The 26,142-nt window shown below is 70.8% G+C and carries 24 protein-coding genes and 1 pseudogene; 12 read left to right on the plus strand and 13 right to left on the minus strand.

Annotated features, from left to right (window positions below):
• Positions 1 to 110 precede the first annotated feature (110 nt).
• The gene (locus ACZ4EG_RS06185) at positions 111 to 944 is read right to left on the minus strand and encodes a helix-turn-helix transcriptional regulator (RefSeq protein ID WP_467789736.1); all 834 of its coding nucleotides are present in this window, start codon (positions 942 to 944) and stop codon (positions 111 to 113) included.
• 126 nt (positions 945 to 1,070) lie between these two features.
• Between ACZ4EG_RS06185 and ACZ4EG_RS06190 the strand changes: the two genes are divergently transcribed.
• Together ACZ4EG_RS06190 and ACZ4EG_RS06195 are read left to right on the plus strand one after the other, a co-directional pair.
• On the plus strand, positions 1,071 to 2,741 hold the full coding sequence (locus ACZ4EG_RS06190) for an AMP-binding protein (RefSeq protein WP_453557566.1): 1,671 nt from the start codon (positions 1,071 to 1,073) through the stop codon (positions 2,739 to 2,741).
• Positions 2,738 to 4,354 carry an AMP-binding protein gene (locus ACZ4EG_RS06195; protein ID WP_467789737.1) on the plus strand — a complete coding sequence of 539 codons (1,617 nt, stop codon included), beginning with the start codon at positions 2,738 to 2,740 and terminating at the stop codon, positions 4,352 to 4,354. Before ACZ4EG_RS06190 ends, ACZ4EG_RS06195 begins: the two co-directional genes overlap by 4 nt.
• Position 4,355: 1 nt before the next feature.
• Here the strand turns inward: ACZ4EG_RS06195 and ACZ4EG_RS06200 are convergent.
• Positions 4,356 to 4,736: pseudogene (locus ACZ4EG_RS06200) on the minus strand (hypothetical protein); the annotation flags it as partial.
• Positions 4,737 to 5,758: 1,022 nt separating this feature from the next.
• Here ACZ4EG_RS06200 and gcl point away from each other — a divergent pair.
• Positions 5,759 to 7,543 (plus strand): glyoxylate carboligase, encoded by a 1,785-nt coding sequence (gcl, locus tag ACZ4EG_RS06205; protein ID WP_467789738.1) that lies wholly within the window; start codon positions 5,759 to 5,761, stop codon positions 7,541 to 7,543.
• A gap of 75 nt (positions 7,544 to 7,618) precedes the next feature.
• Here the strand turns inward: gcl and ACZ4EG_RS06210 are convergent, their stop codons facing one another.
• The 5 genes from ACZ4EG_RS06210 to ACZ4EG_RS06230 all read right to left on the minus strand — a co-directional run bounded on the left by ACZ4EG_RS06210 (position 7,619) and on the right by ACZ4EG_RS06230 (position 12,306).
• Positions 7,619 to 8,314: a TIGR04222 domain-containing membrane protein gene (locus ACZ4EG_RS06210; RefSeq protein WP_467789978.1), complete on the minus strand. Its 696-nt coding sequence runs from the start codon at positions 8,312 to 8,314 to the stop codon at positions 7,619 to 7,621.
• Positions 8,315 to 8,342: 28 nt separating this feature from the next.
• Entirely contained in the window at positions 8,343 to 8,579 is a 237-nt protein-coding gene (locus tag ACZ4EG_RS06215) for a hypothetical protein (protein ID WP_453557560.1), read from the minus strand.
• 293 nt (positions 8,580 to 8,872) lie between these two features.
• Complete coding sequence (locus ACZ4EG_RS06220; protein ID WP_467789739.1) at positions 8,873 to 10,345, minus strand: catalase; 1,473 nt, start codon at positions 10,343 to 10,345, stop codon at positions 8,873 to 8,875.
• A 184-nt stretch (positions 10,346 to 10,529) separates the two neighbouring features.
• A complete protein-coding gene (locus tag ACZ4EG_RS06225; RefSeq protein ID WP_453557556.1) occupies positions 10,530 to 11,435 on the minus strand; it encodes a 2-hydroxy-3-oxopropionate reductase in 906 nt (301 codons plus the stop codon).
• 31 nt (positions 11,436 to 11,466) lie between these two features.
• The gene (locus tag ACZ4EG_RS06230; RefSeq protein ID WP_467789740.1) at positions 11,467 to 12,306 is read right to left on the minus strand and encodes a TIM barrel protein; all 840 of its coding nucleotides are present in this window, start codon (positions 12,304 to 12,306) and stop codon (positions 11,467 to 11,469) included.
• An 839-nt stretch (positions 12,307 to 13,145) separates the two neighbouring features.
• Between ACZ4EG_RS06230 and ACZ4EG_RS06235 the strand changes: the two genes are divergently transcribed.
• The 8 genes from ACZ4EG_RS06235 to ACZ4EG_RS06270 all read left to right on the plus strand — a co-directional run bounded on the left by ACZ4EG_RS06235 (position 13,146) and on the right by ACZ4EG_RS06270 (position 19,520).
• Positions 13,146 to 13,394, plus strand: a complete 249-nt coding sequence (locus ACZ4EG_RS06235) for a YkoF family thiamine-binding protein (RefSeq protein WP_363294576.1) — start codon at positions 13,146 to 13,148, stop codon at positions 13,392 to 13,394.
• A complete protein-coding gene (locus tag ACZ4EG_RS06240; RefSeq protein WP_467789741.1) occupies positions 13,391 to 13,756 on the plus strand; it encodes a helix-turn-helix domain-containing protein in 366 nt (121 codons plus the stop codon). The genes ACZ4EG_RS06235 and ACZ4EG_RS06240 overlap by 4 nt, the downstream gene beginning before the upstream one ends.
• Before the next feature lie 120 nt (positions 13,757 to 13,876).
• A complete protein-coding gene (uraD, locus tag ACZ4EG_RS06245) occupies positions 13,877 to 14,386 on the plus strand; it encodes a 2-oxo-4-hydroxy-4-carboxy-5-ureidoimidazoline decarboxylase (RefSeq protein WP_453557550.1) in 510 nt (169 codons plus the stop codon).
• A gap of 7 nt (positions 14,387 to 14,393) precedes the next feature.
• Positions 14,394 to 14,795, plus strand: a complete 402-nt coding sequence (uraH, locus tag ACZ4EG_RS06250) for a hydroxyisourate hydrolase (protein WP_453557548.1) — start codon at positions 14,394 to 14,396, stop codon at positions 14,793 to 14,795.
• Between the two features lie 7 nt (positions 14,796 to 14,802).
• On the plus strand, positions 14,803 to 15,750 hold the full coding sequence (gene pucL / locus ACZ4EG_RS06255; protein ID WP_467789742.1) for a factor-independent urate hydroxylase: 948 nt from the start codon (positions 14,803 to 14,805) through the stop codon (positions 15,748 to 15,750).
• 116 nt (positions 15,751 to 15,866) lie between these two features.
• A complete protein-coding gene (locus tag ACZ4EG_RS06260; protein WP_467789743.1) occupies positions 15,867 to 17,246 on the plus strand; it encodes an 8-oxoguanine deaminase in 1,380 nt (459 codons plus the stop codon).
• Between the two features lie 256 nt (positions 17,247 to 17,502).
• A complete protein-coding gene (locus tag ACZ4EG_RS06265; RefSeq protein WP_467789744.1) occupies positions 17,503 to 18,903 on the plus strand; it encodes a nucleobase:cation symporter-2 family protein in 1,401 nt (466 codons plus the stop codon).
• Positions 18,900 to 19,520: a TMEM175 family protein gene (locus tag ACZ4EG_RS06270; RefSeq protein WP_453557540.1), complete on the plus strand. Its 621-nt coding sequence runs from the start codon at positions 18,900 to 18,902 to the stop codon at positions 19,518 to 19,520. The genes ACZ4EG_RS06265 and ACZ4EG_RS06270 overlap by 4 nt, the downstream gene beginning before the upstream one ends.
• Here the strand turns inward: ACZ4EG_RS06270 and ACZ4EG_RS06275 are convergent.
• From ACZ4EG_RS06275 to ACZ4EG_RS06290, 4 genes are all read right to left on the minus strand, one after another.
• A complete protein-coding gene (locus tag ACZ4EG_RS06275; protein ID WP_467789745.1) occupies positions 19,481 to 20,290 on the minus strand; it encodes an exonuclease in 810 nt (269 codons plus the stop codon). The genes ACZ4EG_RS06270 and ACZ4EG_RS06275 overlap by 40 nt on opposite strands.
• A gap of 203 nt (positions 20,291 to 20,493) precedes the next feature.
• Positions 20,494 to 21,126 (minus strand): hypothetical protein, encoded by a 633-nt coding sequence (locus ACZ4EG_RS06280; protein WP_467789746.1) that lies wholly within the window; start codon positions 21,124 to 21,126, stop codon positions 20,494 to 20,496.
• Between the two features lie 107 nt (positions 21,127 to 21,233).
• On the minus strand, positions 21,234 to 21,833 hold the full coding sequence (locus ACZ4EG_RS06285; RefSeq protein ID WP_453557536.1) for a histidine phosphatase family protein: 600 nt from the start codon (positions 21,831 to 21,833) through the stop codon (positions 21,234 to 21,236).
• A gap of 252 nt (positions 21,834 to 22,085) precedes the next feature.
• Entirely contained in the window at positions 22,086 to 23,294 is a 1,209-nt protein-coding gene (locus ACZ4EG_RS06290) for a pyridoxal phosphate-dependent aminotransferase (RefSeq protein ID WP_453557534.1), read from the minus strand.
• Positions 23,295 to 23,375: 81 nt separating this feature from the next.
• Here ACZ4EG_RS06290 and ACZ4EG_RS06295 point away from each other — a divergent pair, with 81 nt between their 5' ends.
• Complete coding sequence (locus ACZ4EG_RS06295) at positions 23,376 to 24,002, plus strand: winged helix-turn-helix transcriptional regulator (protein ID WP_453557532.1); 627 nt, start codon at positions 23,376 to 23,378, stop codon at positions 24,000 to 24,002.
• A 61-nt stretch (positions 24,003 to 24,063) separates the two neighbouring features.
• On the opposite strand, the gene ACZ4EG_RS06300 is transcribed toward ACZ4EG_RS06295, so the two are convergent.
• A complete protein-coding gene (locus tag ACZ4EG_RS06300) occupies positions 24,064 to 24,873 on the minus strand; it encodes a hypothetical protein (protein WP_453557530.1) in 810 nt (269 codons plus the stop codon).
• Complete coding sequence (locus tag ACZ4EG_RS06305; protein ID WP_467789747.1) at positions 24,873 to 26,138, minus strand: VWA domain-containing protein; 1,266 nt, start codon at positions 26,136 to 26,138, stop codon at positions 24,873 to 24,875. The genes ACZ4EG_RS06300 and ACZ4EG_RS06305 overlap by 1 nt, the downstream gene beginning before the upstream one ends.
• Positions 26,139 to 26,142 lie beyond the last annotated feature (4 nt).

Here is a 26,142-nt window from a genome sequence, read left to right on the forward strand (position 1 = left end):
CTAGGCAACGAACCTTGAAATTCGGACGGAAGGCGTGGTGAGGGAAATAACAGGGGGTAGGCACAGGGCAATTCAGGTACCGGCGGATGAATAGACAGGCTTCCTAACCGCTACGGCAGCAGACCCGACCGGCGTGCCGTCGCCACCGCCTCCCCTCGCGTGTGGGCACCCAGTTTGCGCATCGCCGAGCGCAGATAGCCCTTGACCGTCTCCGGACGCAGACCCAGCCGCTCCGCCACCGCCGCGTTCGTCGCGCCCTCGGCCACACAGGCCAGGACGTCCAGCTCGCGCGGCGCCAGAACGACACCCCTCGCCGGTTTCGGCGCGGTCAGCAGACCGCAGGCGGCGAGGAGTTCCTCCCGCAGCTGGGGGTCCGTGATCCGGGGCGCCAGGGCACGCAGCGCCGCGTGCGCCTCGCGCACCTGCTCCCAGGCGGCGTTCGCGTCCGTGTCGGCGCCCGGCTCCGGCCGGGCCGCCGTCAGCAGCCTGCGCGCCTCCTCTTGTACGACGAGCGCCTGCTCCACGTCCCGGGCCACCGCCACCGCCGAGCTCAGCGTGCGGTCGCCCAGCGGCTGGGCCGTGCGCAGGGCGCCGTAGATCACGCCTCGCACCCGGCGCCGTACCACCACCGGTACGGCGAACACCGAGCGGATGCCCTCCGCGGCCACCGGCGCGTCGTACTCGTGGCTGATCTGCCGCGACGAGGAGTAGTCCGTCACCGCGCACGGGCGGGCCAGCGCCACCGCCTTGCCGCCCAGCCCGTTGCCCGAGGTCACCGCGAGCGAGCGCAGGGCCGCGGTGTTGGTGCCGCTCAGCTCGCTGATGCGCATCTGCAGCCGGCCGGACTCGACCAGGCCGCCGAAGGCGACCGGGAGACCGGTCGTGCGCCGGAGCCGGGCCAGCGCACTTCGTATCTCGACCGCCCCCGCGGGGTCTGCTGCCACCTGTTTCACCCCTTCGTCGCGGCTTCCGTGCGACCCACACCCCCATTCGGGGGTAGTGAGACCTGCATCACGGATTACACGATGCCAGAGAGCCGCCCGGCAATGGTCCGGCACCTAGGAGGACAGATGACGACGGCCACGGAGCTCTTCCGCACCGCGCGGGACTTCCTGCTGGAACACCGCGAGGATTACGTCACGGCCTACGAGGGCTTCGCCTGGCCGCGCCCGGAGCACTTCAACTGGGCCCTGGACTGGTTCGACGTCATCGCGGACGGGAACGACCGCACCGCCCTGCACATCGTGGAGGAGGACGGCGCGGAGACCCGGCTGTCCTTCGCCGAGCTGGCCGACCGCTCCGACCGGGTCGCCAACTGGCTGCGGGCGCGCGGTGTCCGGGCCGAGGACCGCATTCTCGTCATGCTCGGCAACCAGGCCGAGCTGTGGGAGACCGCGCTGGCCGCGATGAAGCTGCGCGCCGTCGTCATCCCCGCCACCCCGCTGCTCGGCCCCGCCGATCTGCGCGACCGTGTCGAGCGCGGCCGGGTCCGGCACGTACTCGTCCGCACGGCCGACACCGGCAAGTTCGACGAGGTGCCCGGCGACTACACGCGCATCGCCGTCGGCGGCGCGCCCGAGGGCTGGCAGCCGTACGAGGACGCCTACGCCGCCTCCGCCGACTTCACCCCCGACGGCGAGACCCTCGCCGACGACCCCCTGATGCTCTACTTCACCTCGGGCACCACCGCCCGCCCCAAGCTGGTCGAGCACACCCATGCCTCGTACCCGATCGGGCACCTGGCCACCATGTACTGGATCGGCCTCGAGCCCGGCGACGTGCACCTCAACATCTCCTCGCCCGGCTGGGCCAAGCACGCCTGGTCCAACCTCTTCGCCCCGTGGAACGCGCAGGCCACCGTCTTCATCCACAACTACACGCGCTTCGACGCGGCCCGGCTGATGTCCGAGATGGACCGGGCCGGGGTCACGACCTTCTGCGCCCCGCCCACCGTCTGGCGCATGCTCATCCAGGCCGACCTCACCCAGCTGCGCACCCCGCCCCGCGAGGCGGTGGCCGCCGGTGAGCCCCTGAACCCGGAGGTCATCGAGCAGGTCCGCCGGGCCTGGGGCGTCACCATCCGGGACGGCTTCGGGCAGACCGAGACCGCCGTACAGGTCAGCAACAGCCCCGGCCAGGAGCTGAAGACCGGTTCGATGGGCCGGCCCAGCCCGGGCTACCGCGTGGAACTGCTCGACCCGGTGTCGGGCGCACCGGGCGTGGACGAGGGCGAGATCGCGCTCGACCTGTCCGTGCAACCGGTGGGCCTGATGGCCGGCTACCACGGCGACGCCGACCGTACGGCGGAGGCGATGGCCGGCGGCTACTACCGCACCGGCGACATCGGCTCCCGCGACGCCGACGGCTACATCACCTACGTGGGCCGCGCGGACGACGTCTTCAAGGCCTCCGACTACAAGATCAGCCCCTTCGAGCTGGAGAGCGCCCTGCTGGAGCACGAGGCGGTGGCCGAGGCGGCCGTCGTGCCCGCGCCGGACGAGCTGCGTCTGGCCGTGCCCAAGGCGTACATCGTGCTCGCCGAGGGCTGGGAGCCCGGGCCCGACACCGCCAAGGTGCTCTTCGAGCACTCCCGCGAGGTACTCGCCCCCTACAAGCGCATCCGCCGGCTGGAGTTCGCCGAGCTGCCCAAGACCGTCTCCGGCAAGATCCGCCGGATCGAGCTGCGCGAGGCCACGGCCGCGGGTTCGGGCAACGAGTACCGCGAGGAGGACTTCCGGTGAGCGGAACGTCGGAGCTGTCGTACACGCACGGGACGAGCGGGACCGCACTGCTCGGCGACACCATCGGAGCCAACCTGGACCGGGCCGTCGCGGCCTGGCCCGACCGGGAGGCGCTCGTCGACGTGCCGTCGGGGCGGCGCTGGACGTACGCCGGGTTCTCCGCGGACGTGGACGAGCTGGCGTACGCGCTGCTGGCGAGCGGGGTCGCCAAGGGCGACCGGGTGGGAATCTGGGCGGTCAACTGCGCCGAGTGGGTGCTGGTCCAGTACGCCACCGCCCGCATCGGCGCGATCATGGTCAACATCAACCCGGCCTATCGCACCCACGAGGTCGAGTACGTCCTCAACCAGGCCGGAATCTCCCTGCTGTTCGCCTCCCTCAGCCACAAGACCAGCGACTACCGGGCGATGGTCGAGGAAGTGCGCGGCAACTGCCCGCAGTTGCGGGAGGTCGTGTACATCGGCGACCCGAGCTGGGAGGTGCTGCTGCGGCGCGGGACGCCCGACCGGACCGAGGAGCTGAGGGCCCGCGGGAGCGAGCTGTCCTGCGACGACCCGATCAACATCCAGTACACCTCGGGCACCACAGGGTTCCCCAAGGGGGCCACCCTCTCCCACCACAACATCCTCAACAACGGCTATTTCGTGGGTGAGTCGATCGCCTACAGCGAGCAGGACCGGATCTGTATCCCGGTGCCCTTCTACCACTGCTTCGGCATGGTGATGGGCAACCTGGCGGCGACCTCGCACGGCGCGTGCATGGTCATCCCGGCGCCGTCCTTCGAGCCGAAGGCGACCCTGGAGGCGGTCCAGCAGGAGCGCTGCACCTCCCTCTACGGCGTCCCGACCATGTTCATCGCGGAGCTGAACCTCCCTGACTTCGCGACGTACGACCTGTCGTCGCTGCGCACCGGGATCATGGCGGGTTCGCCCTGCCCGGTCGAGGTGATGAAGCGCGTGGTGGCCGAGTTGCGCATGGAGGAGGTCTCCATCTGCTACGGCATGACGGAGACGTCCCCGGTCTCCCTGCAGACGCGGATCGACGACGACCTGGAGCACCGCACCGGCACCGTCGGCCGTGTCCTGCCGCATCTGGAGGTCAAGGTCGTCGACCCGGTGGACGGCGTCACCCGGCCCCGGGGCGTCGCGGGCGAGTTGTGCACCCGCGGCTACAGCGTGATGCTCGGCTACTGGAACGAGCCCGAGAAGACCGCCGAGGCCGTCGACCCCGGGCGCTGGATGCACACCGGTGATCTGGCGGTGATGCGCGAGGACGGGTACGTCGAGATCGTCGGCCGGATCAAGGACATGATCATCCGGGGTGGGGAGAACATCTATCCGCGCGAGATCGAGGAGTTCCTCTACGGCCACCCGAAGATCAGGGACGTCCAGGTGGTCGGGGTGCCGCACGAGAAGTACGGCGAGGAGGTGCTCGCCTGCGTCATCCCGCACGACGCGGCCGATCCGCTGACGCTGGAGGAGCTGCGCGCCTTCTGTCAGGGGAGGCTCGCGCACTACAAGGTCCCCAGCAGGCTGCGGATCCTCGACTCCTTCCCGATGACGGTGTCCGGGAAGGTGCGCAAGGTCGAACTGCGGGAGACGTACGGCGCGTAGCTCAGGCGCCGGTGGCGTTCAGGTCGTCGGCGAGGCTGTTCGCCGGCTGCGGGGTGCCCGTGAGGTCCAGGACGAACAGGGGGATGCCCAGGGAGTCGGCGCGGGCGCGGGCGTCGTCGGTGTACCCGGCGAGGGAGAAGTAGATGCAGTCGGTCGACTCCACCATCGCCGTCAGCCACAGGCACTCCACGTCCCGCAGGGAGGCCGGGCTGACGGTGGGGTCGACCTGGGCCACGACCCCACGGGCGGCGAGCCCCACACCGGACGGCGGCCGCTGATCGGCCCGCCGGATGTTCCGGTACCCCAGCCACCGCAGATAGAGCGCGGCGACGGTGACGGCGTCCCGTGCGGAACGAATGGCAATGGGCTGAAAGGGACGTCGCCGCTGGGGGGATTTGGACGCGGGGGGCGACCCGGGACCGCGGCGGCCCGGGGCGGGCGGTGATCCGGGGCCGGCGCGGCCGGCGTCCGCAGCGGGGCGGCCGGGGTTTGCGCGCGGGTCTGCGGCGGGGCGGCCGGGACCGGTGTGCGGATCCGTGCCCGAGCGGCCGGGGCCCGGGTGCCGGTCTTTGCCGGAGCGGCCGTGGGGTGCGCGGCGGCCCGTGCCGGAGCGACCGGGGGCGTCCTTCGCAGGTGCGTCCGCACCGGCGCCCGTGACCGGCCCTGCCTCCGCGTCCCCGCTCGGGCCGGGAGGTGAGCCTGCTCCCGGGCCCGCGTCGGCGTCCGCTTCCTCCGCGCCCGTGTCGAGGTCTGCGTCTGCTCCCGCCGCCGTACCCGAGTCCGTGCTCGCGCCCGTGCTCAGGAAAGCTTCCGTGCCCGCGCTCCGACCTGAGCCGTCACCTGCCCCCGCACCTGCACCCAAACCCGTGTCCACCCACGTATCCATGTCCTTGCCGGGGCTGTCCTTGCCGGGGCGTCCGTCGGTGACCGGGATGCGTAGGACCGTGCCGCAGCCGCAGCCCAGTTCCGGCTGGGGCCATTCGTCGTGGCGTCCGCAGGACGGGCAGCGGACGGTGATCCAGTCCTGGTCCCAGACGCGATGGGTGACGGCCGTCGCTGTGGCCCCGCGGTCGAGCGGTGGCGCGATCGCCGCGCCGCACGCGCAGGGATACGACGGCGCGGTGTAGACGTGCTCGCGCCGACAGGCCGGACAGCGCACCGGCACGCTCTCGGGCATGGCCGACTCCAGGGCGTCGCGTCGGGACAGCGGTCCCATCGTGCTCCTGCCGGACCCCGCTTGTCCCACTCTTGACGACCTTCGGACACCCACTTACATTGATTCCAGATAGTAGAAGTTTAATTCCGCAATGCGGAAGCAAGCGGAAGTAATGAAAACTCGGGACAGAGTGCTCACCGCGGGGCGCGACGGGAGTACGCATCCGACAGCCGAAGCAGGAGTACTCGATGGCTCGTATGACCGCTGCCCGCGCGGCAGTTGAGATCCTCAAGCGCGAGGGCGTCACCGCCGCGTTCGGCGTGCCGGGCGCGGCGATCAACCCCTTCTACGCGGCGCTCAAGGCCTCGGGCGGCATCAACCACACCCTCGCCCGCCATGTCGAGGGCGCCTCGCACATGGCCGAGGGCTACACCCGCACCCACCCGGGCAACATCGGTGTCTGCATCGGTACCTCCGGCCCCGCCGGCACCGACATGATCACCGGCCTGTACTCGGCCATCGGTGACTCGATCCCGATCCTGTGCATCACCGGCCAGGCCCCGACCGCGGTGATCCACAAGGAGGACTTCCAGGCCGTCGACATCGCCTCGATCGCCAAACCGGTCACGAAGTCGGCGGTCACCGTGCTGGAGGCGGCCCAGGTCCCCGGCGTCTTCCAGCAGGCGTTCCACCTCATGCGCTCCGGCCGCCCCGGCCCGGTCCTGATCGACCTGCCGATCGACGTCCAGCTCACCGAGATCGAGTTCGACCCGGAGACGTACGAGCCCCTCCCGGTCTACAGGCCCGCCGCGACCCGCCCGCAGATCGAGAAGGCGATCGCGCTGCTCAACGAGTCCGAGCGCCCGCTGATCGTCGCCGGCGGCGGTGTCATCAACGCCGACGCGGCCGAACTCCTCGTCGAGTTCGCCGAGCTGACGGGTACTCCGGTGGTCCCGACCCTGATGGGCTGGGGCGTCCTCCCCGACGACCACGAGCTGAACGCGGGCATGGTCGGCCTGCAGACCTCGCACCGCTACGGCAACGCGACCTTCCTGGAGTCCGACTTCGTCCTCGGCATCGGCAACCGCTGGGCCAACCGTCACACCGGCAAGCTGGACGTCTACACGGCCGGCCGGACGTTCGTCCACGTCGACATCGAGCCCACCCAGATCGGCAAGATCTTCGCGCCCGACTACGGAATCGCCTCCGACGCCAAGGCGGCGCTGGAGCTCTTCGTCGAGGTGACGCGGGAGCTGAAGGCGGCGGGCAGGCTGCCCGACCGGTCCTCCTGGGCCGCGGCCGCGCAGGAGAAGAAGGCGACCCTCCAGCGCCGTACGCACTTCGACGACATCCCGATCAAGCCGCAGCGTGTCTACGAGGAGATGAACAAGGCCTTCGGACCGGAGACCCGGTACGTCTCCACCATCGGCCTCTCGCAGATCGCCGGCGCCCAGATGCTGCACGTCTTCAAGCCCCGGCACTGGATCAACTGCGGCCAGGCGGGCCCCCTCGGCTGGACCATTCCGGCGGCGCTCGGAGTGGCGAAGGCCGACCCGGAGGCGTCCGTCGTCGCCCTGTCCGGCGACTACGACTTCCAGTTCATGATCGAGGAGCTGGCGGTCGGCGCCCAGCACAGGATCCCGTACGTCCATGTCCTCGTGAACAACTCCTACCTGGGCCTGATCCGCCAGGCGCAGCGGGCGTTCGACATCGACTTCCAGGTCAAGCTGGAATTCGAGAACATCAACTCGCCCGAACTCGGTGTCTACGGCGTCGACCACGTCAAGGTCGCCGAAGGCCTCGGCTGCAAGGCGATCCGCGTGACCGACCCGAACGAACTCGGCGCCGCCTTCGAGCAGGCCAAGAAGCTCGCCGCAGCGTTCCAGGTGCCGGTCGTCGTCGAGGCGATCCTGGAGCGCGTCACCAACATCTCCATGTCGACCACCAACGACATCTCCAACGTGGTCGAGTTCGAGGAACTGGCCACGGACCCGTCCCACGCACCCACGTCGATCAAAACCCTGAAGGTCTGACCTCCGTCAGCAAGGGGGCGGCCCGTCCGAGGAGGACGGACCGCCCCCTTTTCTTGCGTGAGGAGCCGCGAGCCTTCACACCGAGCCGCAGGTGAAGCCGCCTCCACCGGACGAGGAGCGCGGTACCTCATGGTCCGTGGTGCCGCCGCGGCCGGTCAGCCCCGCCTCCTGCGCGAAGCGCGGGGCGAGTACGGTCAGCGCCTGGTTGCCGTACAGGGCGACCGCGAGCAGGGTGTCCTGTGCCGACAGGCCGGTCCGAACGGCGGGCAGAGGATGCTGTTCGCGCAGGTCCTTCAGTGCGCGGCGGGCGGCGCGGGGGCGGCCGGGCGGGAAGGTGCGCAGCAACCCGGCGGCCGTGAGGTTGCCGCGCGCTTCGGCGAGGGCCGAGCGCACGCCTTGGCGGTCCAGCAGCTGCCGCATGCCCGCGCTCCGGTACAGGGCCGCGTGCACGGCCCTGGTCAGGGGCGGCAGCCCCGGCCCGCTGACGGGCCCCGAGGTCCGCATCGTCCCCGCCCGGCCCGCACCGACGGCGCCGCGCAGATGCAGATCCAGCACCGCGACCGCGACGGCGGCGCGAGGACCGCCCCGTATCAACGCGATCTCGTACGGCTCCAGCCGGCCCGTCGGCGTACCGCTCATGACACACCCCCGTGTGGGCGCCGGCCGCCACCGTGCCGGCAGGCCCGCATGCCGGGAACGTGCCCGCCGACGGGGGTGGTCGAAGCCTCGGCGGCGGTGTTTCAGAGGTTGATTTGAGGGTGCCGTAGGCAGGGGTACGCCCGGTGCCGTACGCGTGTCGTCATGGCTCCGGCTCCATCAGTCCCGGCCAGTCGTCCGGGCCGCCGCCCTGCCACTCGATCAGGTCGCTCTCCTCGACCTCGATCCGGTCCAGGTCGGCCATGCGCAGGATCTCGACCACGTCGTCCAGATGGGAGGCGATGCCGAGGGTCACGTCGCCCTCGGTCACCCGCCGGGAGCCGTCCAGGGCCGGGGCGTGCACCACGATGTGCGGAAACTCGGTCGGTGGATATGTCATGAGTAAAGGCTCCTGCGGGGCGGACGGATCCGCACCCCCGAGGAGCCTTGGCCGTCCGACGGCGCGAGGCTGGGCGCGACAGGACATTCGCGCCGCCGGACGGTGTCTGTGAGGTGTGGCTGGGACCGCGGCGGCAGCGACGGACCGGCAACGCCCTCCCCTCAGGTCGAGAAGGGGAACCGGATCCTTCACCACCGCACTGGCTCGCCCGCCGCCGCGGTCCTCACCTGCCCGCACCGGGTCCCGACGGCCACCCCTCATCCGGGCCGTTCGCTGGGACGCGGTGCGGGAGTTCAGTCCTCGCGCAGGGCGCGGACCGCCTCCTCCACGCGCCTCCCGTAGTCCGGGTCGGCGGCGTGGAAGTGGGCCAGGTTCTTCTCGATCACGTCGTCGCGGGAGACCTGCGCGAGGCCGCCGGCGATGTTCGCGACGAGACGGGACTTCTCCTCCTTCGACATCAGCCGGTACAGCTCGCCCGCCTGGAAGAAGTCGTCGTCCTTGGTGTGCTGTGGCGCCTCGTGCGTGCCGGTGTGACCGGTCACCGCCAGCGGGGCGGACAGCGGGCGGCCGGTCTCCACCGGGCCGTCGTACGAGTTCGGCTCGTAGTTCTTGGCCTGCCGGCCCTGGGAGTTGGCCGCCATGAGGCCGTCGCGGCCGTAGTTCCGCGCGGTCGTCGCCCTCGGGGCGTTCACGGCGAGCTGCGTGTGGTTGACGCCCAGGCGGTAGCGGTGCGCGTCCGCGTAGGCGAACAGGCGGCCCTGGAGCATCTTGTCGGGGGAGGGGCCGATGCCCGGGACGAAGTTGTTCGGGGAGAACGCGGCCTGCTCCACCTCGGCGAAGACGTTGTCCGGATTGCGGTCCAGGACCAGGCGGCCCACGCGCTGGAGCGGGTGGTCCCGGTGCGGCCAGACCTTGGTGAGGTCGAAGGGGTTGAAGCGGTAGTCGGCCGCCTCGGCCGCGGGCATGATCTGGACGTACAGCGTCCAGGACGGGTGGACGCCCCGCTCGATCGCCTGGAGCAGGTCCGTCTGGTGCGAGCCGGGGTCCTTGCCCGCGGTCTCGGCGGCCTGCTCGCCGCTCAGACAGCGGATGCCCTGGTTGGTCTTGAAGTGGTACTTGACGAAGAAGGCCTCGCCCTCGGCATTCGTCCACTGGTAGGTGTGCGAGCCGTAGCCGTTCATGTGGCGGTACGACGCCGGGATGCCGCGGTCGCCCATCAGCCAGGTCACCTGGTGCGTGGCCTCGGGGGCGTGCGCCCAGAAGTCCCAGACGTTGTCCGGCTCCTGACGGCCCGTGAACGGGTCGCGCTTCTGCGAGTGGATGAAGTCCGGGAACTTGAGGGGGTCCTTGATGAAGAAGACCGGGGTGTTGTTCCCGACGAGGTCGTAATTGCCCTCTTCCGTATAGAACTTGACCGCGAAACCGCGCGGGTCGCGCACCGCGTCCGCGCCGCCCAGGCTGTCCGCCACGGTGGAGAAGCGCGCGAACACCTCGGTGCGCCTGCCGATCGTGCTCAGGAAGTCGGCGTGGGTGTGGCCGGTGACGTCGTCGGTCACCTCGAAGTAGCCGTACGCGCCGGAGCCGCGGGCGTGCACCACGCGCTCCGGGATGCGCTCGCGGTTGAAGCGCGCCAGCTTCTCCAGGAGGTGCTGGTCCTGGAGCAGGAGCGGACCGCCGACGCCGGCGGAGGCGGAGTTCTGGTTGTCTGCGACCGGGGCGCCGGACTCCGTGGTGAGAGTTCGCGCCGTGAGCACGCGCTTCGACATCGTGGACCTTCCGTGCGAGGGGGCAGCGGAGTTCTGTGGAATTCGATTTCCGCTTTGTGGAGCCTAGGTTTGGGGCGATCGAGGCGTCAACAGTTTGTTGAACTGGATTCCGGGCGGCGCCGACGCCTGGGCGCGACAGGACAGATGTCGGCGGCGGCACCGCCCGGAAGCTGGGGGAGCGGGCTCAGACCTGGGCGCCGGAGAGGCGCTCCACGGCCCGCAGCAGGGCCGAGTGGTCCAGGCCGCCGTCGCCCTGGGCGCGCAGGCTCGCGACCAGCTGGGCGACCACGGCACCGACCGGCAGGGCGGCGCCGACGTTGCGGGCGGCGTCCGTGACGATGCCCATGTCCTTGTGGTGCAGGTCGATACGGAAGCCCGGCCTGAAGTCGCGGTTCAGGAAGCTGTCCTTCTTCCGCGTCAGCACGGTCGAGCCCGCCAGGCCGCCGTTGAGGACGTCCAGCGCGGCCGTCAGATCCACGCCCGACTTCTCCAGGAAGACCACGGCCTCGGCGCACGCCTGGATGTTCACGGCGACGATCAGCTGGTTCGCGGCCTTCACGGTCTGGCCGGAGCCGTGCGGGCCGCACAGCACGATGGTCCTGCCGAGCGCCTCGAAGACCGGCTTCGCCTCGTCGAAGTCGGCCTGCTTGCCACCGACCATGATCGACAGCACTGCCTCGACGGCGCCGGCCTCACCACCGGAGACGGGGGCGTCGAGGACGCGGATGCCCTTCTGTGCGGCGGCCGCGGCCAGGTCGACCGAGGTCTGCGGGGTGATCGAGGACATGTCGATCAGCAGGGCGCCGGACCTCGCGTTCTCCAGGATGCCGTCGGGGCCGTAGGAGATCGCCTCGACCTGTGGGGACGCGGGCACCATCGTGATGATCACGTCGGCGTCCCGGACGGCCTCGGCGATGGAACCGGCGGCGGTGCCGCCCGCGGCGGCCAGGCGGTCCAGCTTGTCCTGCTCCAGGGTGAAGCCGGTGACGTCGTAACCCGCCTTGATCAGGTTCTCCGACATGGGGGAGCCCATGATGCCGAGGCCTATCCAGGCGATCGACGGGCGGGAGGAATCTGCGGGGTTGCTCATCTTGGGGGTGCCTCTCGGTACGGGGGGTGATTCAGCGGGCGGCGCGTGCCTCGGGGGGCAGCCAGTCGAAGGCGTCGGCGCTCGGGCGCTCGCCCGGCTTGTACTCCAGGCCGACCCAGCCCTCGTAACCGGCCTTGTGCAGCTGGTCGAGGAGCTCCTCCAGCGGGAGCGTCCCCGTGCCGGGGGCGCCGCGGCCCGGGTTGTCGGCGATCTGGACGTGGCCGGTCTTCGCGGCGTACCGCTCGATCACCGACGGCAGGTCCTCGCCGTTCATGGACAGGTGGTAGAGGTCCATCAGGAAGCGCGCGTTGCCGAGGCCCGTCGCTTCGTTGACCTTGTCGACGACCCCGACCGCCGCGGGGGCCGACACCAGCGGGTACAGCGGGGACTCCGGCCGGTTGAGCGCCTCGATCAGCAGGATCGCGCCGATGCGGTCGGCGGCCCGGGCGGCCAGTGCCAGGTTCTCCAGGGCCAGGGCGTCCTGCGCGGCCGGGTCGACGCCGTCGACGCGGTTGCCGTACAGGGCGTTGAGCGCCTTGCAGCCCAGGGAGGCGGCGAAGTCGGCGGCCACGTCGATGTTGGCGCGGAACCTCGCGGACTCCTCGCCCGGGAGCGACAGGGCGCCGCGGTCCGGGCCCGGGAGCTGTCCTGCGTAGAAGTTCAGCCCGGTGAGCTGTACGCCCGCGCCCTCGATCGCCTGCTTCAGGGCGTCGAGCTCGGACCGCTCGGGGGCGGGGGAGTCGACCCAGGGCCACCACAGCTCGACCGCGGAGAAGCCGGCCGCGGTGGCGGCCGCGGGGCGCTCCAGGAGCGGGAGTTCCGTGAAGAGGATCGACAGGTTGACGTTGAAGCGCTGATCTGCGAATCCCATCGGGCCGCGCTCCCTTCCGTTGGCGATTCCGTATTGCGGAATTTAATTTCTGCTTAATGGAAGATTGCCTGCGCCCAGGGAGGCCTGTCAAGGGGCCCCATGAGGAAAGCGCCCGCGTGGGCAGGGGGTGAGGGCGCTTGAGGGGGCCTGACGGGAGGGGCTGCCTGCGGGCGACCGGTTCCTCGTCGATGGGGCGGCGCCGAGGGCGACGGGCGGAGTGGGCTGGGCGGTGCTCCTCGGCCCAAGGCCGGGCCGCCGGGGCCTACGCGCCGGCACGGCGGGCCGGGAGCGGGCAAAGCGGGAGCATCCGCTGCGGCGGCCCTGACGGGGGGTGCGGGCTCAGTCCTCCTTGGGTCATGCCCCGCGGGCGCCGCCTCCCCGCGGGCTCCCGGTCTGTGCCGCCTGGATCCGCCGACTCCTGGGAGTCGGTCGATGTGGTCGTCGCCAGGTTCTGTTGCGCGTTCCCCGGGCGTCTCCGCGGGCTCTCTGCACGCGCGGGCTCGCGTCTTGGCACCCGTCCGCGGGGCCTGCCGCCCGGGTGGGGGTGGAACCGGTCTGTGCCCGCCCGGATCCGCCGGCTCCCGGGGTCGGCGGTGTGGCCGTCGTCGGGCTCTGTTGCCCATTCCCCGGTGTCTCCGTGGGCTCTCTGTGCGCGCGTGGTCGCGGCTTGGCTCCCGTCTGCGGGCTTGTCGCCTGGGTGGGGATGGAATTCGGGCGTGCTTTCGGGGGCGAGGCGTGTGGGTGGGTCGGTTAAGGTCTCACCCAGCGGGCGGGGTGTTCCCACCCCGGTCGTGGGCCTGGCGGAACGCGCGGGTCGGAGCGGATGCCATGGGGGCACAGTGCGACTGAAAGTTGAGTTCACCACCGAGCCCTTCGATCTGGACGAGGCGCCCGCGCACGCGCTGGCGGCCCGCGAGGTGATCGGGGCGGCGCAGCTGGACGCGGTCGACGTCGGCCCGTTCGGCAACACCGCGGAGGGCGGCGCCGACGAGGTGCTGACCGCCGTGGACGCGCTCCTGCGCAAGTCCCTGGAGGCCGGCGCCACCCGGATCTCGCTGCAGGTCAATGTCATCGGGGAGGGCGAGTGACCGGCAAGGACGAGCCCTTCATCACGGCCGTGAAGCCGCTGGTCGACGCCATGGGCGGGGAGCTGCTCCCGCCGGACGAGGCCGGCCCCGACGACGTCGTGCTCGCCTGGGAGGGCGTCGACGCGGTCGCCGTACGCCTGCCCCAGCTGGCCGACTCCCTCGACCACATCCTGGCGGCCATGGAGCGCAAGAAGGGCAAGCCGCTGGCCGATCTGGACCGCAAGGCCAAGCAGGAGGTCGTACGGATACTGGAGGCGCGCGGCGCCTTCTCGGTACGGCACGGCGTGGAGACCGTGGCGAGCGCGCTCGGGGTGAGCCGCTTCACCGTCTACAACTACCTGAACCGCGAGAAGGAGGGCTGAACGCCCCCGCCGGGCTTGTAACGCGGAATTTTCAACAAAGTGTTGACGCCGTGTTTCTGAGGGCGTTAGCTGTTCGCAGCCCGTTCAGCACGAAGGCCGTTCACGGCCACGGAGGCTCCCGTGACTTCTACTTCAACGCCCACGGGCCTGGCCCGGTTCAACGTCCTGGAGGAGCCCGCGGCCTTCGCCGTCCTCCACGAGGCGTGCGCCTCCACGGCATGGGTCCGGCGGCTGCTCGCCGCCCGCCCGTACGCCACTGCCGACGACCTCTACGAAGCCGGCGACGCCGCCATGGCCGAGCTGACCCGCGACGACCTCGCGGAGGCGATGGCCGGACACCCGCCCATCGGCCGCCCCAAGCCCGGCGACCCGACCTCCGCCCGGGAGCAGCGCGGCATGGCCGGCGCCTCCGAGGAGCTCAAGGCGGAGATGCTCGAACTGAACCTCGCCTACCAGGACAGGTTCGGCCATGTCTTCCTCATCTGCGCCACCGGCAGAACCGGCGAGCAGATGCGCGACGCGCTCAAGGAGCGGATCGGCAACTCGCCGGAGCAGGAGCGGGAGATCGTCCGCACCGAGCTGGGCAGGATCAACCGTATCCGGCTCGCCCGCATCGTCGAAGAGGACTGAGAGCAGCATGAGCACCAGCACCACCGCTTCCGTGTCCACGCACATCCTGGACACCAGCGTCGGCCGCCCCGCCGAGGGCGTCGCCGTACAGCTCGCGGCCCGCAGCGGCCCAGGCGCCGCCTGGCAGGCGCTCGGCGGCTCCGCGACCGACGCGGACGGGCGGTGCAAGGACCTTCCGGACCTGCCGGAGGGGACGACCCACGTACGGCTCGACTTCGCGGTCGAACCGTACTTCGGAAAATCTGTGAAGAAGCAAGCCGATGCGCAGCAGGACGCCCCCGCGAATCGGGACAGCGGTGCCGTGTTCTTCCCCGAGGTGGCGATCACCTTCGCCGTGAATCCCGGGGAGCACTACCACGTACCGCTGCTGCTCAACCCGTTCGGCTACTCCGTTTACCGAGGGAGCTAGCAGAAACATGACTGACAATTCCCGGCCCGCCCGCCCTGTGATCCTGGGACAGAACCAGTACGGCAAGGCCGAGAACCGAGTCGTAAAGATCACGCGGGACGGCGCCACCCACCACATCAAGGACCTCAACGTCTCCGTGTCGCTCTCCGGCGACATGGACGAGGTCCACTACTCCGGCTCGAACGCCAACGTCCTGCCGACGGACACCACCAAGAACACGGTGTACGCGTTCGCCAAGGAGTACGGCATCGAGTCCGCCGAGCAGTTCGGCATCCATCTCGCCCGCCACTTCGTGACGAGCCAGGAGCCGATCCACCGGGCCCGTATCCGCATCGAGGAGTACGCCTGGGAGCGGATCGAGGCCTCCGACGCCAACTCCAGGTTCATCGGGGCGGACGAGGTCAAGCACTCCTTCGTGCGCCAGGGCCAGGAGACCCGGCTGACCCAGATCACCTACGACGGTGAGCGGTGGGAGGTCATCTCCGGCCTCAAGGACCTGGTCGTGATGAACTCGACCAACTCCGAGTTCTGGGGCTACGTCAAGGACAAGTACACGACGCTCCAGGAGGCGCACGACCGCATCCTGGCCACCCAGGTCTCCGGCCGCTGGCGGTTCAACTGGACCGACGACGAGCAGAAGATGCCCCACTGGGAGAAGTCCTACGAGCAGACGAAGAAGCACATGCTCCAAGCCTTCGCCGAGACGTACTCGCTGTCGCTGCAGCAGACGCTGTACCAGATGGGCGCGCGCATCATCAACAACCGCAGCGAGATCGACGAGGTCCGCTTCTCGCTGCCGAACAAGCACCACTTCCTCGTCGACCTGACGCCCTTCGGGCTGAAGAACGACAATGAGGTCTACTTCGCCGCCGACCGCCCCTACGGCCTCATCGAGGCCACCGTCGTGCGGGACGGCTGCGAGCCGAAGATCCCTGTCGACCTCACCAACCTGTAAGCACCCACTTTCGGCACCCGCGGCCGGAGAGCCCCGCTCCACCCGCTCCCCGGCCGCGGCACTCAAACTCCCAGGGTCCTGCCGTGCCCCCTTCGAAACAGCGCAAAGGACGAACCATGGCAGCAGCCCAGCGCATCGTCATCGAGAACTGTTCGATCGCCACGGTCGACGCGCACGACACCGAGTACGCCACCGGTCATGTCGTCATCGCCGGCCATCGCATCGAGTCGCTCGGCGCGGGCAAGGCCCCCGAGGGCCTGGAGAACGTCGTACGGCGCATCGACGCCTCCGGCCACCTCGTGACCCCCGGTCTGATCAACACCCACCACCACTTCTACCAGTGGATCACCCGGGGCCTCGCCACCGACCACAACCTCTTCAACTGGCTGGTCGCGCTCTACCCGACCTGGGCGCGCATCGACGAGCCGATGGTCTACGCGGCCGCCCAGGGGTCCCTGGCGATGATGGCCCGCGGCGGCGTGACCACCGCCATGGACCACCACTACGTCTACCCGAAGGACTCCGGCGACCTGTCCGGCGCCATCATCCGCGCCGCCCGCGAGACGGGCGTCCGCTTCACCCTCGCCCGCGGCTCCATGGACCGCAGCGAGAAGGACGGCGGCCTGCCCCCGGACTTCGCCGTCGAGACGCTGGAGGGAGCTCTCGCCGCGACCGAGCAGACCGTCAAGGAACACCACGACGCCTCCTTCGAGGCGATGACCCAGGTCGCCGTCGCCCCCTGCTCGCCGTTCTCCGTCTCCACCGAACTCCTGCGTGAAGGTGCCGAGCTGGCCCGCCGCCTCGGCGTGCGCCTGCACACCCATGGCTCGGAGACGGTCGAGGAGGAGAAGTTCTGCCACGAGCTGTTCGGCATGGGCCCCACCGACTACTTCGAGTCCACCGGATGGCTCGGCGAGGACGTGTGGATGGCCCACTGCGTCCATATGAACGACTCCGACATCGCCTCCTTCGCCCGTACGAAGACGGGCGTCGCCCACTGCCCTTCCTCCAACGCGCGCCTGGCGGCGGGCATCGCCCGCGTCCCGGACATGCTGGCGGCCGGCGTCCCGGTCGGCCTCGGCGTCGACGGCACCGCCTCCAACGAGTCCGGCGAACTCCACACCGAGCTGCGCAACGCGCTGCTCATCAACCGCCTCGGCACCCACCGCGAGGCCGCCCTGAACGCCCGGCAGGCGCTGCGCCTCGGCACCTACGGCGGCGCCCAGGTCCTCGGCCGTGCCGCCGAGACCGGCTCCCTGGAGCCGGGCAAGCTCGCCGACCTGGTGCTCTGGAAGCTGGACACCCTCGCCCACGCCTCCATCGCCGACCCGGTGACCGCGCTGGTCTTCGGCGCGGCGGCACCGGTCACCGCCTCGTTCGTGAACGGCCGGCAGATCGTCGAGGACGGCCGCCTGCTGCACGTCGACGAGGACGCCATCGCCCGCTCAACGCGGGACGAGGCCCAGCGCCTGGCACGGATCGCCGCCCAGGGCTGAACAACCGAAGGACTCCGGCCAGGAGGGACGGCTCCCGGCCGGAAGCCGTGGACCCGAGCGGGGTCCATGGCGGCCGGTCCGGGGCGTGCGTGAACGCGCGCGCCCCGGGACGGTCCCCGTCCCGACCCCTGAAAGGGTCCCGGTCCCTCCCCCAAGCTCTCGGCTGCGCTCGAGCAGGGAGGTGCCCCCAGGCCCGCGCACCACCTCCCTGAAACCCACGTCGAAGCCGACGTGTCAACCGACCGGAGGAGCCGCCGTGTCCGCTCACCCCGATGTCCAGCGCCACCCAGTCGACGAGAAACTCCCCGCCCTCAAGATGGCGACCACCGGGCTGCAGCACGTGGCCGCCATGTACGCGGGAGTCGTCGCCCCGCCCCTGATCGTCGGCGCCGCCGTAGGCCTGAGCGGCACCGAACTCACCTTCCTCACCGGCGCCTGTCTGTTCACCGCCGGCCTCGCCACCTTTCTGCAGACCCTCGGCATCTGGAAGATCGGCGCCCGGCTGCCCTTCGTCAACGGGGTCACCTTCGCCGGTGTCGCCCCCATGACCGCGATCGTCGCCTCGACCAAGGACAAGTCCGACGCCCTGCCGGTCATCTTCGGCGCGGTGATCGTCGCCGGACTCCTCGGCTTCCTGGCGGCCCCCTTCTTCAGCAAGGCGGTCCGCTTCTTCCCGCCGGTGGTCACCGGCACGGTCATCACGCTGATCGGTGTCTCGCTGCTCCCGGTGGCCTTCGGCTGGGCGCAGGGTCCCGACCCGGCCGCGGACGACTACGGTTCGACGACCAACCTCACCCTCGCGGGCATCACCCTGCTGATCGTCCTCGCGCTGCGCCGCTTCACCCGCGGCTTCGTCAAGCAGATCGCCGTCCTGCTCGGCCTCGTCGTCGGGACGCTCGTCGCGATCCCCTTCGGCGTCACGGACTTCGGGCCGGTCACGCACGCGGACGTCGTCGGCTTCCCGACCCCGTTCCACTTCGGGGCGCCGCAGTTCCAGCTCGCCGCGATCCTCTCCATGTGTGTGGTGATGGTGGTCTCGATGACCGAATCGACCGCCGACATGCTGGCGTTGGGCGAGATCGTCGAGCGCCCCGCGGACGAGCGGACCATCGCCGCGGGCCTGCGCGCCGACACGCTCGGCTCGGCCCTCAGCCCGCTCTTCAACGGCTTCATGTGCAGTGCCTTCGCGCAGAACATCGGCCTGGTCGCGATGACCCGCATCCGCAGCCGCTTCGTCGTCGCCACCGGCGGCGGCTTCCTGGTCCTGATGGGACTGTGCCCCATGGCCGCCTCGCTCATCGCCGTCGTACCGCGGCCGGTGCTCGGCGGCGCGGGCGTGGTGCTGTTCGGCTCGGTCGCCGCGAGCGGTATCCAGACCCTGGTCCGGGCCGGCCTGGAGAAGGACAACAACGTCCTGATCGTCGCGGTCTCGCTCGCCGTCGGCCTCATCCCCATCACCGAGCCGGACTTCTACCACGCGTTTCCCCAGACCGCGAAGATCGTCCTCGACTCGGGCATCTCCACGGGCTGTATGGCCGCCGTCCTCCTCAACCTCGTCTTCAACCACCTGGGCAAGGACCAGGAGGCACGGGACGTGACGCATCCGATGAAAGCGGGTGAGGAACTGGTGGCCGATGGGGCACCCTGTGTGCCATGACGAGTGAGTCCGGCCGGGTCGAGGCCTTCAGCGACGGTGTCTTCGCCATCGCCATCACCCTGCTCATCCTTGAGATCAAGGTGCCCGAGGTCGGCGAACACGGCGGTCTGTGGCATGCGTTGGGCGCGCAGTGGCCGTCGTACGCCGCCTATGTGGTGAGCTTCCTGGTCATCGGCATCATGTGGGTCAACCACCACCAGGTGTTCAGCTACGTGGCCCGTGTCGACCGGACGCTGATGTTCCTGAACCTGCTGGTGCTGATGGTGGTGGCCGCCGTGCCCTGGCCGACGGCGATGCTCGCGGAGTACCTGCGCGAGGACAGGGCCTCGCATGTGGCGGCGGCGGTCTACAGCCTGGTGATGGTGCTGATGGCCGCCGCCTTCCAGGCGCTGTGGTGGCATCTGACCCGCACGGGCCACCTCTTCGACGCCCGGGTCGACGCCGACGCGGCCCGGGCGACCCGTGCACGCTTCGCGCTGGGCTCCCTGGCCTACCCGGTCACCGTCGGCCTGGCCTTCGTCTCGGCCCCCCTCACCCTCGCCGCACACGGGCTGCTCGCCCTGTACTACGGCTTCAATCAGGTACCGGTCCCGACCCGGGACCCGGCCACAGCATGAGGTTGGCGAGCAACTCGGCCTGCTCGACGGCGTCGTCCAGCGCGATGGGGGCACCTCCCTGCTCGAGCGAAGCCGAGAGCTTGGGGGAGGGTATGGCGGCGCCGAGACAGCAGATGCCGGGGCATCGTCCCCTTGGCGACGGCCCGCAGCGGAAGGCGGGCCTTCGTCGCGTACAGGGTCTTCATGTCCAGGCAGCCCGAGTGTCCGAAGGGGCTCGCCCCGGTGAAGCGGATCAGATACCAGTACAGGAACGTCCAGTCGTACGAGGCCGGGTAGCCGCACATCACCGGCTGGGCACCCGTGCCCACCTCCTGGACCCAGGCGGAGAACTCGGCCGGCGCGAGGGCGGGTTCCGCTCCCTCGGACCTCAGCCGCTCCCGGTCGAGTCCGCTCACCGCGAGGGCCTCAGGCACGAACTCGTCGCTGATCGGCCGCAGTTCGCGATAGAAGGTCCGCTGCTCGGGGTCGGCGGCGGTGAATCCGTCGGCGTCCTGCGCACCGGCGACGGCGGCGCCCAGGCTCAGCATGGAGTAGGGACCGGGGATCGGCCCGTCCGCCTCGATGTCGACGGAGATGTACAGACTCGGCTTGATACGTCGTACGGACACGAAACCGGAGCATCGCAGCCGGGAGCGGTCCACCGCATCCGAATTCAGGGGAGGCCTGCCCGGCAGGCGGTGGCCGCGCGCCGCCGCCGGCACCTGCGCCGCGGACCCGGCGGTCGACTTGAGGTCCACGGTTCCGCCGACCGCCGTGAGCTCAGCCGCCACGGTGCCGTCGGCACCACGCTCTCCTGTCGGATCCGGACGGCCTTGCCCGTGCCCCACTCGACTCGCAGGTCACGTGCACCTCGTCGCCCGCGAGCAGCTCGCGCCGATAGCGGATCGTCGTCTCCAGCGCCACCGGGCCCACGCACCGCCGGCGAGCTGGGCCCGGGACACCCCGGCGTCCCTCGGTGATCCTGGCACGCCGCTCACACCCGGCGTGGGGACGCCAGCAGATAACGCACCCTCGTCCGCGGCTCCGTGTACTCACCCGCCTGCCAGCCGACGCCCTCCAGTGTGGCCGCGCACGCGCTCAGGGACTCGTGGTCCGGCGCGTAGACGGCGACCGCCTCGGGCTGCGGGGTCGCGCGGACCTGGTATCCGTCGGTGTCCTGCCCCGCAGGCCGGTGCCCGGCTGCCTCCAGGGCGAGCGCGGCGGCCCGCACCAGATGCGTACGCTCCCAACCGCACGGCCGGTCCGTGGCGCCGTCCGGATTGGTCATCCGCCGCAGCTCCAGCAGGCCCTGCCAGGCGCTGTGCACCTCCCGCACCCGCTCCGGGCCGGAGCCGGACGCCGACTCCTGCGGATCGCCGACGCGAGCCGCGAAGACCCCGTCGGCGGGTGACGGCTCCACCGGTTCGGCGGCGGCCGCCGGCACCGCCTCCCGTATGCGATGCCCCGCCGGTGTCAGGAAGTGGTCGTGCGGCGGACGCGGGTGCCGGAAGGCGAGTCCGTGCCGCACCAGCGCCGCTAGCTGCGCCTGCGTACCCCGCAGCAGACCGGTGACCGGATCGGCGGCATCGATGACACGCCGCTGCGCGGCGCTCGGCGGTCGTGTCACGGCGTGCTCCTCTCCGGTGGACGGCCCATCCGGTGGACGGCTCATTCGAAGAGTACGACCGGGGTCTGACAACCTGCCGGGGTCGCGGGCTGCCGCAGCCGTCCGGGTCAGGTGCGCGGCCGGACGTTCCACCCCGCCACCACCGGCCGCCCGTGCTCCGTGCCGAGCCGGCACAGCGTGCCCGTCGCCAGCTGGAACAGGGCCCCGTGCTGCGGGCGCAGGCCGAGGCGGCGGGCGGTGAGGACGCGCAGGAAGTGGCCGTGGGCGACCAGGAGGACGACACCCTCGGTGTTGGCGAGGGCGGCGTCCACCTTGCCGAGCATCCGGTCGGCACGCTCCCCGACCTGCTCCGGAGTCTCCCCGGGGTGCTCGGGCGGGCCCGGCGCGACCCCGTCCGTGAACAGGAACCAGTCGGGCCGGGTGCGCTGGATCTCGACCGTGGTGACGCCCTCGTAGCCGCCGTAGTCCCATTCGCGCAGGTCGGTGTCGACCCGGGCGTCGGGGATCCCGATGAGTTCGGCGGTCTCCCGGGCCCGCTGCAGGGGGCTGACGAAGGTGGCGCCGATGTGGTGCGAGCGGATCAGCGGCACCAGCCGGCGCGCCTCCTCCCTCCCGTGCTCGGTGAGGGGTACGTCCGTCCAGCCGGTGTGCCGTCCGGCCCGCGACCACTCGGTCTCACCGTGCCGGACGAGAAAGAGGTCACCCACGGCCCTGCCCTTCCTGTTCCACTACTCAGCACCGTGTCACACGGTCGCGGCGCCGCGCAGGACGGACTGGGCCGGACGGTCGTTCTCGGGGGCGCGTCAGTGAAGGGCGGGCGATGCTCACGGGTGCCAAGTGGCAGATCTGGGCCACCGGCGGCCCCGGCGTCGCTCGGCGCATGCCGTCAGGCCTGGCCCGAATCCGCCGATAGCCCACCGGGCACGGGGAGACGGGCCCGCTGCCGGGCGAGTCGGGCGTTACTGCCGGTATCCGCTCAGGAACCGTCCGATCCGGCCGATCGCGGCCTCCAGGTCCTCCGCGTGCGGGAGGGTGAGGATGCGGAAGTGGTCCGGAGCGGGCCAGTTGAAGCCGGTGCCCTGGACGACCTGGATCTTCTCACGGAGCAGCAGGTCGAGGACGAATTTCTCGTCGTCGTGGATCTTGTGCACCTTGGGGTCGAGGCGCGGGAAGGCGTACAGCGCGCCCTTGGGTCTGACGCAGGACACGCCCGGGATCTCGTTCAGCTTCTCCCAGGCCACGTTCCGCTGCTCGTACAACCGGCCGCCCGGAGCGGCGAGTTCGCGGATGGACTGACGCCCGCCGAGCGCGGCCTGGATGGCGTACTGCGCGGGCGCGTTGGCGCACAGGCGCATGGAGGCCAGCATGGTCAGGCCCTCCAGATAGTCCTTCGCGTGCTGCTTGGGACCGGTGACGACCAGCCAGCCCGAGCGGAAGCCCGCCACCCGGTACGTCTTCGACAGCCCGCAGAAGGTGAGGACGACCAGGTCGGGAGCGAGCGCGGCGGCCGAGTGGTGGACGGCGTCGTCGTACAGGATCTGGTCGTAGATCTCGTCGGCGAAGACCATCAGGCCGTGGCGGCGGGCGAGGTCGAGGATGCCCTCGACGATCTCCTTCGGGTAGACCGCCCCGGTGGGGTTGTTCGGGTTGATGATGACGACGGCCTTGGTGCGATCGGTGATCTTCGAGGCGATGTCGTCCAGGTCCGGGTTCCAGTCGGCCTGTTCGTCGCACACATAGTGGACCGCCTTGCCGCCCGCGAGGGTCGTCACGGCCGTCCACAGCGGGAAGTCCGGTGCGGGGATGAGGATTTCGTCGCCGTCCTCCACCAGCGCCTGGACGGCCATCGACACCAGCTCGGAGACGCCGTTGCCGAGGAACACGTCGTCGACGCCGACCGGCAGGCCCAGGCTCTGGTAGCGCTGGGCCACGGCGCGGCGCGCGGAGAGGATGCCGCGCGAGTCCGTGTAGCCGTGCGCCTGCGGGAGCATCCGGATCATGTCCTGGAGGATCTCCTCCGGCGCCTCGAAGCCGAAGAGCGCCGGGTTGCCGGTGTTCAGGCGCAGCACGCTGTGGCCCGCCTCCTCCAGCGCGTTGGCGTGCTCGATCACCGGGCCGCGGATCTCGTAACAGACCTCGCTGAGCTTGTTCGACTGCCGGAACTCCATGCGCCCCTCCAGGAACTCGTGATGCTTGGTTTTACCAAGTTCGAGCTTGGAAAGTCCAACAACACGTCTAGACTGCGCCGCATGTCACCTCGCCGAAGCTACGACCAGTACTGTTCCGCAGCCCGCGCGCTCGACCTGGTCGGCGACCGCTGGACCCTGCTGATCGTCCGGGAGCTGCTCGCCGGTCCCCGCCGCTACACGGACCTGCACGCGGACCTGCCGGGGGTCAGCACGGACGTACTCGCCTCACGGCTGAAGGACATGGAGCGCGACGGCCTCGCGACACGGCGCCGGTTGCCTCCGCCCGGCGCGGCCTACGTCTACGAACTCACCGCGCGCGGACGCGAGCTGCTGCCCGTGCTGCAGGCGCTGGGCACATGGGGCGAGGCCGAGCTGGGGGAGCGGCGGCCCACCGACGCCGTACGGGCGCACTGGTTCGCGCTGCCGCTGACCCGCGGGCTGGAGGGCGAGGGGATCGTCGAAGTCCATGTGGAGGAAGGGGACTTCCATCTGTACCTGGGAGCGGAGGAAGGCGCCGTGTACGGCGACGGGCCGGCCCCTGCCGAGCCCGACGCCCGGCTCGTCCTCGACTCCGCCACCTGCACGGCCGTCACCCGCGGTGAGTTGAGCGTACTGCGCGCGGTGCGGGACGGCCGGATCGCGGTGACCGGTGACGGCACCCTGGCCAAGGCGCTGCGGGAGGCCTGAAGCTGCGGGCGGCCTGAAAGGGACAGGGCCCGCCACGCGGACGCGGCGGGCCCGGGGCGGCTCAGGCGCCCGGCGGCACCCGTGAGGGCCGTCCCGTACCGCGCGTCAGCGCGTACCCGCCGATGCCCGCGAGGGCGGCCAGCACACCGCCGATCGCGGTCCACACCCAGCGGTCGGTCCACCAGCCGGAGGACCAGCCGTCGTCGGGCTCGATGGCGGACAGCACGGCCGACTTCGACGAGTCCGAACCGCTGTCGTCCGCCGCGGACTTGACCGCGATCCCGGGGACCAGCGGCTTGGCCAGCGAACCGTCCACCGCCGCCGAGCCGCCGATGTCCTTGGAGTCGACGCGCACCTCGGCGCTCACCGGCTGGCCGAGGTCGGCGGAGCCGAGGTTCACCACCGTCAGCCGGATGTAGTACGTGCCGGGCAGTGGGTCGTTGGCCCACGGCTCCGACCAGGCGCGCACGGTACGCAGGACGCACGCCAGCTCGACCGAGGCGGCGCCCTGGGCGGCGGTGCGGCTCTGGGCGCCGTACTGGCAGGACTGGCGGCGGCGCAGACCGTCGTACACGTCCATCTGCCAGGTCTGCCCGGAGTGCGACTCGGGCAGCTTCACCGTCGCCTTGACGGTGGGCCGCTGACCGGCGTCGGCCGGGAACGACCAGTACAGATAGTCGCCGGTGGAGGCGCCGGCCGTGGCCTGCTGCCCCTGGTCGATCTCCGCCGCCGTACGGAAGGACGTACCCGCCTGAGTGGGCGCCTTGCCGTCCTCCGAGGCGCTCGGGGACGGAGAGGAGTCGGCTACGGCCGGACCCGCGGCCAGCCCGACGGCCAGCAGGGCGGCGCTCAGCACACGTGTGATTCGCATCAGTTGGTCCTCCAGACCGCGACCCGCCAGCGCGACACCCAGCCCCACAGCAGACCCGCGACGAAGCCGGTCAGCACCAGCGCGCCGAGCAGCCACCAGCCGCGCCCGAGGCCGAAGGAAGCCACGTCGCCCGCCTTGTCCGGGCCGTCCACGACGTCGACGGTCAGCTCCAGCGGCAGACCCGGCGTGGTCTTCACGCCGGCCGCCGTCGAGAAGGAGTTGGTGACCTGGAGACACACCGTCTCGGCACTCGCCGTGTCGTCGTCGCTCTCGGGCTTCGGGTAGCGCAGACCCGTCGAGATCATGTCCGTACGGCCGTTGCCCGCGGCCTCGCCGCGCACGATCTCGCGGCCGTGCGCCGTGACCGCCCGCAGCAGCACCCCGTAGTCGGGGCCGACGGCCCGGTCGTCCGCCACGCTCACCGAGGCGCGCAGCTCCTGGCCGGGGTTGACGTCCACCTTGTACCAGCGCTGCTGCCCGAACTCCTCACGGTCCGTGTACAGGCCGGACTTCAGCGCGGGCGCGCCGGAGCACTGCGTGGTGCCCTCCGTGGCCACCGGCGTCACCACCGGATCGGCCGCCCGGTCGACCAACTGGCCGACCTTGTCGCTGAGTTCCTCCTTGTGCCGCACGTCGGTGTAGGTGCCGCCCGTCGCGTCCGCGATACAGCTGAGCTGGTCACGGGTCTTCGCGTCCGGCACCAGGCCGAGCGTGTCGATGGTCAGCCCGATGCCCTTGGCGGCGATCTCGCGGGCCACCTCGCACGGATCCAGCGGCTGGCAGGTGTCCTCGCCGTCGCTGATCAGGACGATACGGCGGGTGCCGTCACCGCCGTCGAGATCGGTGGCCGCCTTCTGCAGCGCGGGACCGATCGGCGTCCAGCCGGTCGGCGCCAGTGTGGCCACCGCGGTCTTCGCCTCGGTCCGGTCCAGCGGGCCGACCGGATAGAGCTGCGCGGTGTCCGTGCAGCCCGTCTTCCGGTCGTTGCCGCGGTAGTTGGCGCCCAGCGTCCGTATGCCGAGCTGGACCTCCTCGGGCGTCGCGTCCAGCACCTCGTTGAACGCCTGCTTCGCCGCGGCCATCCGCGACCCGCCGTCGATGTCCCGCGTCCGCATGGAACCGCTGACGTCGAGAACCAGTTCCACCTTCGGGGCGGCGGCCTGGTCCGTCTCGTCGGCAACCGCCCCGGCGGGGAACGCGATCCCGGCCGTCAGGGTGGCGAGCAGGGCGCAGACGCCCGCCGCCAGCCGTTGTCTTCTGATCATCGGC

The sequence above is a fragment of the Streptomyces sp. NPDC025638 genome, from assembly GCF_055558775.1.